The sequence below is a fragment of the Pseudoalteromonas sp. G5_S1_14_S5 genome (genome assembly GCF_054968605.1).
Map to the genome: position 1 here is coordinate 1 of NZ_JBQKUM010000030.1, position 15,353 is coordinate 15,353.

13 protein-coding genes are annotated in these 15,353 nt (G+C 44.1%); 10 read left to right on the plus strand and 3 right to left on the minus strand.

All coding sequences use genetic code 11. The features are described 5' to 3' along the window. Positions 1-461 precede the first annotated feature (461 nt). A complete protein-coding gene (locus ACTRWI_RS10825) occupies positions 462-698 on the minus strand; it encodes a hypothetical protein (protein ID WP_499131253.1) in 237 nt (78 codons plus the stop codon). 302 nt (positions 699-1,000) lie between these two features. On the opposite strand from ACTRWI_RS10825, the gene ACTRWI_RS10830 reads away from it, so the two are divergent. The 4 genes from ACTRWI_RS10830 to udp all read left to right on the plus strand — a co-directional run bounded on the left by ACTRWI_RS10830 (position 1,001) and on the right by udp (position 6,582). After that, complete coding sequence (locus tag ACTRWI_RS10830) at positions 1,001-1,417, plus strand: CBS domain-containing protein (protein WP_008221675.1); 417 nt, start codon at positions 1,001-1,003, stop codon at positions 1,415-1,417. A gap of 144 nt (positions 1,418-1,561) precedes the next feature. Further along, entirely contained in the window at positions 1,562-3,025 is a 1,464-nt protein-coding gene (locus ACTRWI_RS10835; RefSeq protein ID WP_499131254.1) for an MATE family efflux transporter, read from the plus strand. 171 nt (positions 3,026-3,196) lie between these two features. Continuing rightward, complete coding sequence (locus ACTRWI_RS10840; RefSeq protein ID WP_499131256.1) at positions 3,197-5,542, plus strand: zinc/cadmium/mercury/lead-transporting ATPase; 2,346 nt, start codon at positions 3,197-3,199, stop codon at positions 5,540-5,542. 281 nt (positions 5,543-5,823) lie between these two features. After that, a complete protein-coding gene (gene udp / locus ACTRWI_RS10845) occupies positions 5,824-6,582 on the plus strand; it encodes a uridine phosphorylase (protein ID WP_499131258.1) in 759 nt (252 codons plus the stop codon). A 174-nt stretch (positions 6,583-6,756) separates the two neighbouring features. Here the strand turns inward: udp and ACTRWI_RS10850 are convergent, their stop codons facing one another. After that, the gene (locus ACTRWI_RS10850) at positions 6,757-7,923 is read right to left on the minus strand and encodes a DUF1887 family protein (RefSeq protein ID WP_499131260.1); all 1,167 of its coding nucleotides are present in this window, start codon (positions 7,921-7,923) and stop codon (positions 6,757-6,759) included. Between the two features lie 195 nt (positions 7,924-8,118). Next, on the minus strand, positions 8,119-10,110 hold the full coding sequence (locus ACTRWI_RS10855) for a methyl-accepting chemotaxis protein (protein ID WP_499131262.1): 1,992 nt from the start codon (positions 10,108-10,110) through the stop codon (positions 8,119-8,121). Positions 10,111-10,386: 276 nt separating this feature from the next. On the opposite strand from ACTRWI_RS10855, the gene hinT reads away from it, so the two are divergent. From hinT to ycfP, 6 genes are all read left to right on the plus strand, one after another. Next, positions 10,387-10,737: a purine nucleoside phosphoramidase gene (hinT, locus tag ACTRWI_RS10860; protein WP_499131264.1), complete on the plus strand. Its 351-nt coding sequence runs from the start codon at positions 10,387-10,389 to the stop codon at positions 10,735-10,737. Positions 10,738-10,949: 212 nt separating this feature from the next. Next, a complete protein-coding gene (locus ACTRWI_RS10865; RefSeq protein WP_499131266.1) occupies positions 10,950-12,341 on the plus strand; it encodes a COG3014 family protein in 1,392 nt (463 codons plus the stop codon). Then, on the plus strand, positions 12,341-12,724 hold the full coding sequence (locus tag ACTRWI_RS10870) for a YcfL family putative periplasmic lipoprotein (protein ID WP_004741950.1): 384 nt from the start codon (positions 12,341-12,343) through the stop codon (positions 12,722-12,724). The genes ACTRWI_RS10865 and ACTRWI_RS10870 overlap by 1 nt, the downstream gene beginning before the upstream one ends. Before the next feature lie 124 nt (positions 12,725-12,848). Further along, complete coding sequence (lpoB, locus tag ACTRWI_RS10875; RefSeq protein WP_499131269.1) at positions 12,849-13,439, plus strand: penicillin-binding protein activator LpoB; 591 nt, start codon at positions 12,849-12,851, stop codon at positions 13,437-13,439. A 153-nt stretch (positions 13,440-13,592) separates the two neighbouring features. Then, the gene (locus ACTRWI_RS10880) at positions 13,593-14,447 is read left to right on the plus strand and encodes a phosphotransferase (RefSeq protein ID WP_499131271.1); all 855 of its coding nucleotides are present in this window, start codon (positions 13,593-13,595) and stop codon (positions 14,445-14,447) included. A 108-nt stretch (positions 14,448-14,555) separates the two neighbouring features. Further along, a complete protein-coding gene (ycfP, locus tag ACTRWI_RS10885; RefSeq protein WP_499131273.1) occupies positions 14,556-15,095 on the plus strand; it encodes an alpha/beta hydrolase YcfP in 540 nt (179 codons plus the stop codon). Positions 15,096-15,353: the final 258 nt, after the last annotated feature.

Below are 15,353 nucleotides of genomic sequence, written 5' to 3' on the forward strand. Positions count from 1 at the left end.
CAGCGATTGCTGGCCTTTTTTTGTATCGGGTGTTTCGGTTAAATACTCAGGACTGAACCACTACTTTACTCGCATCAGCCTATGCATTTTGTCTTCGAATTGAATCTCGATAACCTGCGATATCTTCATCTTATCAACACGATCGAGCATTTTGAGTGGTAATCACGCTTTCTCATCCACTCTAGCGGTTCTTTAAAGGCATCCTCATTGATGACAAATGATTGGTCAGAAATCGAATCTTCAAAGATATGGACCAACCAAATACGGGACTGAAAATCCAGCAATGTGCTGAAGTAAGTTTTAATCTTAAAGATGGCGGTGGAAAAAGGCATGTGAGACCGAATAAGGAAGAGAACGTGGTGTTTATCAAGCATACCGTTTGTTGCTCAAGCTTGTCAGTCTGAGTTCGGCAACCACTCGAACATGGCTGCCTTATAGCGAAGGGGGGAGTATGTGAATGTTTATTTGAAGAACATGCCGAAATCGATCTCTTGCTCTTTTTGATATTTGACGAGCTTGACCCTTAGATTGTTTTGAGCGGCTAAATCAATGGCTAGATTCGACATGTTTTTTATTTCGTCGAGACAATTCGAAACCAGAGGCTTTTCTTGGTTATCGATAGTAGCAATGAGTGTGTTGTCAGTGCCGTTCTGGGCCTCATAAACATACGCATACATAGTATTTTCGTTGTGTTGCATAAACTTTTTCAAATGGTGTTTTTATTATTGATTCGTTGAAGATTACAGGGTTTATGTATACAGGCTAGTGCGGCTAAGTAAGCTCGAGAAAGAGAAAGTAAGACTTTGTAAGGGCTCTTTTTTTACTTTTTTGGGATGTTGGAAAATGCGCTCAACCCTTTATCTGCCTCGTTTTTTTGTCTTGTTAGGTTTTGCCTATCAATAAAATTGCTGAAATCCATTTAGTAAAATCAAGATTTTAGACAACAATTAAATGAAAGAAGCAGATAAAAACATGACGCAAAGTATTTAGGGAGAACGCTATGCATTCAATTAAAGTGAAAGATTACATGACGCAGCAGGTTGTGACATTCACTCCTGATATGCCGTTAAGTCTAGCGTTAGACAAAGTGATGAGTAGTCATCACATGGGTGGACCAGTTATTGACGACAATGAGCAAGTGATTGGTTTCCTTTCTGAGCAAGATTTATTAGAGAAGCTAGTTAAGGTTAGCTACTTCTGCCAAGACACCCATATTGTTGGTGATTGTATGTACCAAGAGGTGCTATCAGTCGCACCAGACTTATCCATTATCGAATTGGCAGATATGATGCAGGTAGGTAAACCAAAAGCTTATCCTGTCATCGATAATCAGAAATTGGTTGGCATTATCACTCGAACCGATGTATTGAGAGCAATCGGCAAGAACTTAGATGAATGTTTCCAACATCCGGTATAGTAGCGTGTTAAGAACGATTATATTTCTCTACACCCTTAAATAAAAAAGGCGCACTAGCGCCTTTTTCTTCGTGGAGCTTTTCTAATTATACCTATTTATGGGTCTATAGGTTTAGCCTTTGGTGTTTCAGTTTTTGGAGGTTTCATGTCAAACCAAACTGCAAAGTTTGTAGAAGGTTCAACGATGCGCCACATTTTGGTGATGTCGGGAGCAGGCTCAGTCGGCTTGATGGCATTATTTGTGGTCGACCTGCTCGATATGCTGTTTATCAGTATGCTAGGTCAGGTTGAACTGGCTGCTGCGGTTGGTTTTGCTGGCACACTCACTTTCTTTTCTACTTCTGTGTCGATTGGTACTTCCATTGCGATGGGAGCGTTGGTATCAAAAGCTATTGGCTCAAAAAATAGAGACCAAGCAAGAAACCTCAGCACCAGTATTATGCTGACCGCGTTTGTCATTAGCTCAACCGTCACTGCTGTGATGTACGCTTATATCCCTGAGCTATTGGCAGCCATTGGCGCGAAAGGCTTGGCCGCAGAACGTGCACAAGCTTATTTGCAGATTTTATTACCGAGTGGTCCATTGTTGGCGCTTGCGATGGCTGCAGGTGCTGGCCTAAGAGCTGCGGGTGATGCCAAGCGTTCAATGTGGGCGACATTATCGGGAGGGATCGTAAATGCGATCTTAGACCCTCTGTTTATTTTTGGCTTTGGTTGGAATATCGAAGGAGCGGCTATCGCTTCTGTTGTGGCACGCTTTTCGGTTCTCTTCTTCTCACTTTATCCTTTGATTCGCAGTCATGAGTTGGTGGCTCCGCCATCATTCGTCCAGTGGCGCATCAATATCCGCCCAATCTTAGCCATCGCGATCCCTGCAATCATTACTAACACGGCAACACCTATCGGCAATGCCATTGTCACGACAGGTATTGCACAATATGGTGAAGATTTCGTTGCGGGCTTTGCGGTAATTGGTCGTTTAACACCGGTGTGTTTTGCTGTGATTTTTGCTTTGTCTGGCGCGGTAGGGCCAATCATTGGTCAGAACTTTGGTGCCGAGAGAATGGACAGAGTAAAAGAGACGCTCAATAACTCTCTAGTTGTGACTACGGTGTACACAATTGTGGTTTGCGTCTTGTTGTACTTCCTACAAGGTCCCGTGATTCATGGCTTTAGTCTGCAAGGGGATGCGGCGATCATTGTTGCTGCTTTCTGTACCTATGTGGCCATTACTTTCATCTTTAACGGTGCACTGTTTGTCGCGAACACCTCGTTTAATAACCTAGGTAAGCCGCTGTATTCCACCGCTTTGAACTTAGGTAAAGCGACACTTGGTACCTTACCTTTCGTATATTTAGGTTCGCAATGGTCTGGCGCGTTAGGTGTGTTATACGGACAAGCGCTGGGTAATATTCTGTTTGGATTGTTAGGTGTCTTGGTGCTTCGTTACCACATCTCTGAATTGATTCAGGGCTCTAACGTTGAGCCTGTTGAAGATGACGTGTCTATCGTAAGTTTGAATACACAGCCTTTCTGTTCTCATGATGCCGTGCTGATTGATGATGTTTCAGCGAATAGAGAAGAGTGTGCTGAGGTTAAGCCAGGCTAGTGATGTGAATGTCATTCGAAATGAAAAGATCGAAATAAAACGCCTTAACCGAAAACTTCTTCTTGACCTTGGAGCTACCTCCAAGGTTTATACTTTCGATGAACTTGGGGTTGATTGCTTTAATGACTAAGCAACCACTTCAAGGATATTGAAGTATTAAGGAGATACATTATGTGCGCAAAACACGCAGCGTGCCGCTCAGTAAAAGTGGACGTTCAACCACAAGCAGCCGCAATAAGCTGCTCTAGCCCTAAAATTTCAAGCATTACTGCAGCTGGTACATCATCAGCATGTTGCAGCTCTTCTTCAGCGACAGTCGCGTCATCGGGTGATGGCTGTTGTAGTTCAGACAGTGGAGAAGAAGACAGTCAGTCCTCAACGATAACGAACGATGCCCAATTTTCTAAAAGTTGGTTGGTTTCCGGAATGGACTGCCCAGCTTGTGCCAGAAAAATAGAAAAAGCGATCAGTAATATCGACGGTGTAATTCAAGCGAAGGTACTCTTTGCTACCGAAAAACTGGTTGTGAAATTTAACAATGAAAGTCTTGCAGACACCATAGAGCACGTCTCTATTAACACTGGCTTCCCGTTAACGGAAGTAGGTTCTAAGAAAGAAAAACAACAACCAGAGACGTTTTGGCAAGCGCATATTCAACCTAATTTACAGATCATAGCGATAGCCTCAGCGATGCTGTTTGCGGCGTTACTGAAAAGTTCAGCACCTCAATTAAGTGAAGGCTTATTCATCGCGACATGTCTACTTGGATTGTATCCGGTCGCTAAGAAAGCCGTTCAACTAGCCCACTCGGGAACTCCTTTCGCGATAGAAACCTTAATGAGCGTGGCTGCACTGGGTGCACTATACCTAGGCGAGACCGCAGAAGCGGCAATGGTATTGCTTCTGTTCTTGATTGGCGAACGCTTAGAGGCTTTTGCTTCTTCTAAAGCGAGAAGTGGTGTTCAAGCGCTAATGGCTTTAGTACCTGAGAATGCGACCAAGATTATTAACGGTGAACGTGTTGAAGTAGCGGTAAGCGAGTTGGTACCTGGCGATGTGATTGAAGTGGCTGCGGGTTCTCGTTTGCCAGCAGACGGTCAGTTGATTACCGATGCGGCGAGTTTTGACGAAAGTGCGTTGACTGGCGAGTCTGTACCTGTCGAGCACACCCTAGGTAATAGCATCATGGCTGGTGCTGTCGTAGTCGATAAAGTGGTACGCATTACGATTACCTCTAAACAGGGTGAGAACGCCATTGACCGTATTCTTCACCTGATTGAAGAGGCGGAATCACGTAAAGCACCACTAGAGCGTTTTCTTGATAAGTTCAGTCGTTGGTACACACCATTGATGATGGTAGTGGCTTTGCTCGTCATCATCACGCCACCATTATTGTTTGCTCAACCTTGGGAAACATGGGTGTACCGTGGTCTAGCACTGTTGCTAATCGCATGTCCTTGTGCACTTGTTATCTCAACACCTGCGGCGATCACTTCAGGTTTGGCTGCGGCAGCAAAACGCGGTGCGCTAATCAAAGGCGGTGCAGCACTTGAGCAGCTTGGTAAGATCGAAACTATTGCTTTCGATAAAACAGGCACACTGACTGAAGGTAAGCCTCAGGTGACTGATATTGAGCCACTGTCAGGTTGGCAGAAAGATGCGATGCTTCGTGTTGTTGGTGCTATTGAAGTTGGCTCTACTCACCCATTGGCAAAATCACTGGTGGCAAAAGTTGAAGAATTAGGCATCGATATTCCTGAGTCACACAACAAGAAAGCGCTGATTGGTAGTGGCGTGGAAGGTGACGTCGATGGTGTGAAGTATCGAGCGCTTGCGCCATCTAAACTTGATTTTGCTTTGGATGCAAAGGTATCTAAGCAAATCGAATCGCTAGAAGATGAAGGTAAAACCGTTGTTGTTGCATTAGAGGTTAAAGGCTCTGATCAGGCAGCCAATGCGATTGGTCTGATTGCGTGGCAAGACACATTACGTAGTGATGCGAAGTTAGCGATTGAACGCCTTAATGGTCTCGGTATTCAATCTATTATGTTGACAGGGGACAACCCGCGCAGTGCTGCTGCGATCAGTGGCAAGGTTGGTATGCAGTACAAAGCAAGCCTACTTCCAAGTGATAAGGTGTCTTACGTACAAGAGTTGTCTCAACAGTCGCATGTAGCGATGGTTGGAGATGGTATTAACGATGCTCCAGCGATGAAGACCGCTCATGTCGGTATCGCAATGGGTGGGGGTACAGACGTCGCTCTGGAAACTGCTGATTCAGCACTGACTCATAACCGTCTAACTGAATTACCAGCAATGATTGAGCTGTCGCAAGCTACTATCAATAATATCCGTCAAAACGTCGCTTTGGCTCTTGGCTTGAAAGGTGTGTTCTTAGTGACGAGCTTATTTGGTATTACGGGCTTGTGGGTAGCGGTTCTAGCGGACAGTGGTGCAACAGCACTGGTGACATTGAATGCATTGCGCCTGCTACGATTCAAGTCTAAAGCAGACTAAACCCAACGCTTTTATACAAAATTACACACTATATAAACGCCTTTAACGGTAATACGTTAAAGGCGTTTTTTGTCTCATTAGTATGCAACGAAGGTGCTCAGATTGCTTATTTTTGTGATGCCAATCGGTTTTTTGTGAAACTTGAAATCTTGTTGCTATCAACGGTGTGAGCTGTATCACTTCATTTTATCATGAGCTTGGTTAGAGTGTGTTCGTACCCCACGAATTTACTATGAGCTTAAATAAGGGTAAATAACCCAATAAGCCAAAAGGAGCGAACTATGTCTCAAGCTGTTTTCCATTTAGGTGTTACTGAAGCAGATCTTAACGGTGCTACTCTTGCGATCATTCCAGGTGATCCTGCTCGTGTACAAAAAATTGCAGAAGAGATGGAGAACCCTGTATTTCTTGCTAGCCATCGTGAATACACACTTTACCGCGCAGAACTAGACGGTAAGCCAGTGGTTGTATGTTCAACAGGTATTGGTGGTCCATCTACCTCTATCGCTGTAGAAGAGCTAGCTCAACTGGGTGTTCGCACTTTCCTACGTGTTGGTACTACTGGTGCTATCCAACCTCACGTAAACGTGGGTGACATGATTGTTTCTACTGGTTCTGTTCGTCTGGACGGTGCTAGCCTACACTTTGCTCCAATGGAGTTCCCAGCGGTTGCTGACTTCGAAGTAGCGACAGCAATGAAAGCAGCAGTTGAAGAGGCTGACGCAACAGTTCACATGGGTGTAACGGCTTCAAGTGATACTTTCTACCCAGGTCAAGAGCGTTACGACACGTTCTCTGGTCGTGTAGTTAAGCGTTTCCAAGGTTCCATGCAAGAGTGGCAAGACATGGGCGTTCTAAACTTCGAAATGGAATCTGCAACGCTGCTAACTATGTGTGCAAGTTCTGGTCTGAAAGCGGGTTGTGTTGCTGGTGTAATCATCAACCGTACGCAAACAGAGACGCCTGATCACGACACACTAAAAGTAACAGAAGCACGCTCAATCAAAGTGGTTGTAGAAGCTGCTCGCAAAATGCTTTAAGTAGCAAAAGTGCTTTAAGTTTTAATCTGACAGCAAATTTTGAAATGGCCGCATCGATTGATGCGGCTATTTTTTATTTACTGGTTAAGTGACAGAGAAAAAACAGATAAGAAAAAGGCGAGTCACTAAATAGTGACTCGCCTTTGTTATATTGGTTTAAGAGAAGCTTGCTCTTTAGCACTCTTGGTCTTCGTTACCGCCAGCAGCCTTAAACCAAGCTGTTAGGTGCGTTTTAAGTTCTTTCAACTCGTCAGGGCCGATCAAAGCAAGGCCAAGATCTTCTGCGCGTGTGATGTCGTTATGGCGAAGCGGGCGGAAGCTCACTAGCATAGCGCGGGCTTGTAGGCCACCTAAAAGGTCTCTTAGTGATTCCAGTTTGTACAAGGTGTCATCACCATCATCACGCATGCCTTTCGTCTTACATTCGATTATGTGCAGTTTATTGTTCACCACAGATGCCACATCTAGCTCATTTCGAACTTCACGTTCGCCAAGTTGGCGGTATACCTGAACATTCAAAGAGCGATCTTGGATGGTCGGCATGTCATCTTGGATCTGCTTTACCGTGCTGTGAACGAGAGTTTCAAGCCACTCGCCGTTCGAGAAGCGTCGAGCATCTTCACTGGCAAAGGTTAGGGTGCCATTCTCATAAGTCGCAATTTTCGCTTCTACTAAATCGCTTAACAGCATGTTCAGTTCACGATAGCCCTGTTGCTTCTCTGATAACTCAACATCCAGCTTCTGCTCTTTGCGACAAGTGGTTGCAAGGTAGTTAAGTGTCGCAAGACCAGGACCTAATTCAAGTGCGTTACTTGCCCAACGTTCACCTAGCTCGTATAGCTTTTGATCGAGTTGTGGAGGTAGCTGTACATCACTGAATTCGCCACGGGCGCCAAATACGGTTAGGTAGTCATCGATAGTGATACGGTCTTGAACTTGCGCGTCTTCTTTTCCGTTCGGGTAAAGCCAGCACAGTTTGTCACTATTTGGCTCTACAACGAAGATAGGCCAGTGGTAAGTACGGAACACTTCGTAAACTGAAAGTAGACGGTGACGCAGACCACAACTAGCGTTGAGTTTCACTTCTTGGCCACGTGCTTTTAAATCTTCCGCAAGGTTTTGAATGGATTCTTTAATTACTGACGTGTTTACGATCGTCGGAATTTCAAAAAACTCGCTCGTAATATCACGCTTTTGTAAAACACTGTCTAAGCGCTGATACATATCGATTTGATTCTTATCGCCGATGAACACGATGTGCGTGCTGATCGTTCGGTTATCAAGTAGTGGGGTAAGCAAGCGAATGGGGTCTTGATCGATAATGCCAACATGAACAGCCATATAAATTCCTTAATAGCGGCTCGCTCATAAAGGTGAAAGAAAACGGGAAACAGCAAGCCTTAATAACCATATAATGACAAAGCTCATAAAAAACAAGGGCAACTCTTGATAAAAGTTGCCCTTGTTCAAATAGTTACCACTATTGGGAAGGAAGTCCCAACAATCTCACCTAATATTTATGGTTCCATCACTTATCTATAGCTTAAATTGATGAACCAAATCTCCTTGTTGATTCGCAAGAAGCGTTAGGTTTTGGCTCGCCTCAGCTATTGATGACATTGCTTGATAACTTGCATCGGCAATGTGGTTAATGTCTTCAATATTGCGCGCAATATCGCCTGATGTTTCACTCTGTTCAGCTGCTGCTTGAGAGATATGAGTACTCATATGGCTGATTTCTAGAATCAAGGCTTGAATCTCTTCCATTGCACTATTGGCATTCGATGCTTGTTGTACCGACATATCCATATCACTCATACAGCTTTCGATGACATTACTTGCGGTTTTCGAGCTGGACTGTAGGTTGCTAATCATAGTTTCGATTTCAGCGGTAGATTGCGTTGTTTTCTGCGCCAGTACACGAACTTCATCGGCAACGACCGCAAAACCACGACCTTGCTCACCAGCACGCGCCGCTTCAATCGCAGCATTCAGTGCTAGAAGGTTAGTTTGTTCTGCAATACCGCGAATTACGTCTAGGATTGAGCCAATCTGGCTACTCATCTGTTGCAGTTCACTCACTGCACTAACTGATTCGGTCAAACGAGTTTCCAGTTGGTTGATGGTGCTGATGTTGGTGTTCATGATCTGACGACCCGATTCAGAAGCGGTTTCAACTTGCTGAACCATAGTCAAAGAGCTTTGTGCACTATTCGCCACTTCCTGTACTGAGTGCGACATCTCTGTCATTGCCGTCGCTACTGCCGCAGTCTGCTCACGCTGGCTGTTCAGTTGAGCCTGAGTTTCTGAAGAGGTCTTCTGGTTGACGCTTGCTGTTTTGGTTAGGTCATCTGACGCATCGTTAAGCTTCACAAGAATATTGTGCAGGTTATCGGCTAAGGTGTTGATGTGGCCACTTACTCGGCTGAATTCGTTGTTGTAACGAATATCGATGCGCTGTGTCATGTCGCCTTCTGTTAGGCCTTCCAGTGTCTTAAGGATACGGGTTAGTGGTTCTCTCACACTGTGAGCAATGTGGTAGCCAATTGCTGCTGCAAATATTGTTACAACTACACCGATTGCAATAGCATTAAATAGGCCTTTGTCGTATATGCTGCTCGCGTCTGCCAATGAAGAGTTAAGTTGTTCTTCGGCTGTTACGTTGAATGAGTCTAACACAGACATCGCTTGGTCTACTTCAACCGCTAAGTTAGCGATGTTTAAATAAAGTGCTTGCTTTGCTTGGAGGTAGTTGTTGTGCTTATCAAGAACACCGCCTTTTTGGCCTACGTCTTTAGTGAACTCCTGAACTGATTCATCGAATACATTCTTAAGAGCAGGTAGTTGTGTTGCCAAACCACGGTAAGCGTAGTTTAGGTGAGTCACGGCTTTCTTGTTTTGGTTCACGGCTTTCTGTACGAATGCTACATCAGAGCTCGCAAGTGCGTCTGATGTGATTACTTCTGCGTCTTGCAGCTTGATGAAGTAACTTTTCGCCATTACTTTTACAGAGATGCTTTTTTGATCGGCTACGTACTCTTTCATACCAACGGTCAACTCTGAGTGTAGGCGTTGGAAATCACGTGATGCTTTTTGTACTTGCTCTTGCGCTTCAAACATCGCGACGTAATTGTTCATCGCTTCATCCGCTTCAGCAAAGTAGCGCTCTTCCATGGCTCTTAGCTGAGTAATGCGTTCGATGAGGGAGGTATTGTTTTGGCTTGCTGCTTCTAGATTGCCAAGAACTTCTGAAAAAGCGTTTTGTGATGCAGCAAATTCTGTGCGCATTGCAGACATGCGTTCAGCGTTTTGTGTGGTTAAGAAATCTTTGAATGACTTATCAGCAGAAAGCAATTGGACACTTGTTTGATTGGAAAGCGCAACAAGCGGTAATGAGGTTTCTGAAACACTCTCAAAATTGCTATGTATCTGATTCATGCTGTTCATCATGATGGTTATCGTGATTGCGAACATGATGATGATCAGTGCGAAACCAGCGTACATACGCTTTATCACAGATCCCTTCATGGCTTTCTCCCTAAATAAAATGCAGACCTAATGTCAGGTCAAAGTAAAAATAACAAAATTGTCAGCATTTTATTGAGCTCATCTTACGCATTTTATGACGCACACGTCAAAAATAGCGCTCAGTTATAATTAACATGCCATTCTTGAGAACTAAGACCAGTTTTCTTTGATTTGAACGGTGTTTTTTATTAAGCTTTATAGCAGGTTTATTGTGGTTTGATGCGGTATAGCGCATACTCAAAACACTAAAAAGTAAATGTTTTATCGGAGAAAAACATGGCTGAAGAAACCATCTTTAGTAAGATCATTAATAAAGAAATTCCAGCAGATCTGTTATACCAAGACGATTTAGTGACAGCGTTCCGTGACATCAATCCACGCGCTCCTAGTCACATTCTTATCATCCCTAATAAGCAGATCCCAACGACCAACGATGTTGAAGTAGAAGATGAAGCAATGATGGGGCGTATGTTTACTGTTGCTCGTAAGCTAGCAAAAGAAGAGGGTATCGCGGAAGATGGTTACCGTCTTATTGTGAACTGTAACTCTCATGGTGGCCAAGAGGTTTACCACATCCACATGCACTTAGTTGGTGGCCGTCCGCTTGGCCCTTTACTTATGAGCTAATCAAATAAGTTAATTAACACAAACAACAAGTTGGAAAATTTGTTGTTTGTATGCCAATTTTAATTGTTAACTGTTGTCTGAATATCGGCTTTGTTTAAGCAGAGCACGATGAAACAAGCATTTACTTGCTTGAAATCCTTTTTACAGCAGGTTTCGTTTTGATAACGGGACCCTAATAAAGTTGGCATTTTAAACATGCACGGAGACGATAAGTGAAGCAACAGTTTAGATTCGCTTCCATTGCCCTACTATCGGCGCTGACCGCGGGATGCGCGAGTATGTCTGCAGGTAACCTGTTCAGTCATTACAGCGCACAAAATAAAAGTGTCTATCAAGCCGTTAAATCTGGAGATTATTCAGAGGCTCAACAAGCGTTACCAGATTACGCAGCAGGAGACATTCTCGATAATTTTGAGAGAGGCAGAATCAATCTGTTGGATCAAAAATATCCAGAGAGTAAGTCTTCGTTTGAAGCCGCGGATCAGGCTGTTACCGAGCAGCAGAGAAAAGCCGTCATCTCAATATCAGACAGTGCAACCAGTGTGGGTGCATTGGCTGTGAATGACAATATTACCGAGTATGTGCCGCCCGATTACGAGTTAGGCTTTCTTCATCTTTACCTCGGTTTGAATTATCTAAAGAAAAACGATTTAGAAGGTGCGGTGATTGAAATGCGTCGCGCCAACCAAGTTCAAGAGCAAGCAAAGAAGCAGCGCGAGGCTGAGCTAGAAAGAGCAGCCGGCGATGCGAAGAAACAGGGGCTATCTGCCAATGTTGGCAGCATTCTCGCGAATTACCCAGATGCGGGTAAAAAGCTGCAGTCAGTGCAGAACGCTTATCTGATGTTTTTATCGGGTTTGCTTTATGAAGCTTCAAACGATTTAAACAGTGCTTATGTTGATTATCGACGTGCATTGGCGGTGATGCCTGATAACCAAGAGATTATCGATAGAACCATGGTAACGGCTGCACGTTTGGGTATGGGACAAGATTTAGCCAAACTGGAGAAGCGTTACAAGCAGTCATCTAAGCTAAGTAGTGGTCAAGGGCGCGTGATTGTTCTCCAAGAGCAGAGTGCTGTTCAAGCGATGGACAGTTGGCGATTAGATTTACCTGTTTATGACAGTCGCGATCAGGGAGCAATATACTCTCTTGCGCTGCCATATTACCCAAGTCAGAACGTAGAACGTTTTTCTCCGTTACGAATCAGTGGGCAGCCGCTGCAAGAGCATTTGATTACCGACGTAAACGCTATGGCTCAGAACGATCTATCTGAGCGTATGACGAGCATTGTTATTCGCCAAGCACTACGTGTGGTCGCAAAAGACCGCATTCGTAAAGAGGCAACCAAGGGTGATGACGTTGGCAACATTTTGTTCAATGTGTGGAACACGCTGACAGAGCAACCAGACACTCGCAGTTGGCAATCATTACCAGCTGAGATTAAGAGCAGTACGTTTGTAGCAAACAGCGGCCAATATACTTTGGAAGCGGGCGCTAAAACCTATGATTTTGATATTCGAGAAGGGCAGACTACTTTGGTATGGATTTCTCGACAAGGAAACAACGCAACAATGTGGCATAAACAGCTAGGGAGGCTGTAATGAAAAAGTGGTTAGTGAGCTTAGCAGCGGTTATGGCTCTGGCTGGTTGTGCTGATAATACAGCTGGCGTAAGGGTTGATAGTCTGACTCAGAACGTATTCTTTGGCGACAATGTGTTGGGCAGCCGTTTACAAGTTGAAGATATCCGTACCGATCAGATTGATGGTCACACTCGAGGTATTGTCCGCTTAAACAGTAACTATAAAGGAGACCAACACATCCTTTATCGTTTCTATTGGTATGACGATGCTGGGCTTGAGGTCAACTTGAAACAAGGGCCGTGGAAGCAAGCGATTGTACGTGGCTTTGAAAGCATCTCGTTGTCGGAAGTATCGGTAAACCCGAAAGCAACTCAATTCCGAGTGCAGTTCCGAGAGCAGTAAGAATAGATTTAGTTATAACCGGTGCTAGTTAAGGTGGACTAGCACTTAAGAAAGCGAATTGATTCGCACAGATAAAATTTAAGAGTGTGGGTAACCCCGCTCAATGATAAGTTGAGGAAACATAATGAAAAAGAGTGTCATTGCGCTACTAGGCTTAGCGGTTATTTTAGGCGGTTGTTCAAACAAGGTAAGCTACGGTGATGCACAAGCAGTAGAAACCACGACAATCGATTTCGGTTCAACTGACCTTCAAACTATTGCTGGTGAGATGGTTGATAGCATGATGGCTTCTGGTTCAGTGTCTTACATTACTCGTGATCAGCGTCCAATCGTATTCGTAGAGCGAATCAAGAACAAAACAAGTGAGCACATCGATACTGAGTCAATCACTGACACTATCAGTACAAAAATGCTGAACTCTGGTAAGTTCCGTTTCGTTGACATGGACCGTGTAGAGTCTGTTCGTGAGCAACTAAACTTCCAAAACAACGATGAGCTAGTGAACCAAAGCTCTGCGATTCAGTTCGGTAAGATGGTTGGTGCTCAGTACATGCTGTACGGCAACCTATCAAGCATCGTTAAGAAAGCAGGTAGCGACGAAGATGTGTACTACAAAATGACCATGCGTCTGATGGACCTTGAGACTGGCTTGATCGAGTGGGCTGACGAGACTGAAATCCGTAAGCAGCAATCTAAGAGCCTACTAGGTCTTTAATTTTGCTTAACTACCAACTATGCACACTTACTATTTACAGTGAATAGATTGGTTACACGCTAATTCAGTACATGATGTGCTGATATTTGAAGACACTGGCTCTGGTCAGTGTCTTTTTTGTAGGGAAATGAAGACGTTAATAGGGAATGAGCAATGGCAATTTTTTCTTGGTCTGAGGCTAAGCTTCTTGATACCAGTTTGAGTTCGCTTGATGGTTATTTTTCGCAGCCGCCAGTGAAGGCTCAAACACTCACCGGTGGTCTGACTAACCGATGTTGGAAGCTGGTATCTTCTGATGGCGATGAATACGTATGGCGTCCGAGCACACCAATCACCAACGCTTTCTTTATTTCCCGTCATGAAGAGTACCAAGTGTTGTCTGCCATCGAGCGTCTTGGTATTGGACCAAGCCCGATAGTGGTGAATGAGCAGGGCTTATTGGTTGAGTGGGTTGCTGGGGATACGCTATATGAAGGTTTAGATATTGATGACCTTCTGAAAACGCTTATCTCTGTGCATCTAGTTAACACCGCACGATTACCACTTAAGCCGTTTAGCTTTTCAGCGCGAGTAGACCATTATTGGCTTCAGCTTAATGCCGCTCATCAGACTGAGGTCTACAGCAACATTTATAAAGAGTGGCGTACAACGCCAAGTATCTCGAGCATTGATCTTTCCTTATGTCACTTTGATCTTGGCGGTTATAACCTAGTGGAGAGCAGTGACGGGATTAAAATCATTGATTGGGAATACGCGGCAATTGCTGACCCTAGATTAGATCTAACCTTAACCATTTCAGTCGCAGGTGCCCCGGTGCAAGAAACGGTTGAAAAGTATTGTAAGCTGCGCGGTATTCACGATGTTCAACCTTGGCTAGATGGTGTAGAAGCGTGGTTACCACGAAGTCGAATGATGGCAATGTTGTGGTATTTGCTCGCCTATCAACTGTGGGGAGATGAAAGTTATCTGCGTGAAGCTGAGGCTCTGAGTCACACTTTCTGTATCTAGGATCACGTTTAGGAAGTGAAAAATATAATTTCGATGGTCTTCCCTTTAAAACCTTGTTTTTCGTGTTAGATTGTTCGAAACGTACCAATATTCAATGGGGGAGGTACAATGATTATTTATCTTCACGGCTTCGACTCAACAAGCTCGGGAAATCACGAAAAAATACTGCAGTTGCAATTCATTGATGATGACGTTCGTTTCATCAACTACAGTACTTTGCATCCAAAGCACGACATGCAGTACCTACTGAAAGAGGTGCACAAAGTGATAGAGCAATCAGACGACCCACATCCAATTATCTGTGGTGTTGGTTTAGGCGGTTTTTGGTCTGAGCGTATTGGCTTCTTGTGTGGTATCAAACAGGTTATTTTCAATCCAAATCTTCAACCTGAAAACAACATGGTGGGCCGAATCGATCGTCCTGAAGAGTACGAAGATATTGCGAATAAGTGTGTGGAACAGTACCGCATGAAAAACAAAGGTCGCTGTCTAGTGGTGCTTTCTCGCGAAGATGAAATTCACGACAATAGCAAAACAGCTGCTGCGCTCGAAGATTACTACGATGTGATTTGGGATGAGAAAGAGAGCCATAAATTCAAAAAAATCTCTCAACATCTTCAGGCAATGAAAGCTTTCAAAGACGCTTAACATACTAAGTATTTTATAAGAAGCGGCACTCAATGAGTGCCGCTTTTTTTATTTTGAATGTAACGTTACTATTGATGATGCTGTCGTAGCTGCGATGTTGATAAGTTTGCGCAAACGTTAACTATTTGGCGGCGAATCCTCATTGAGGGTAAGGATTTTAGTTGCGGTCATCGGTTTGCCATATATAATGTTCCAAAGCTAAATATTTTGATAAATATCAAAAAAATTGAGAGCGAGTGATAAAACTTGCCCATTATT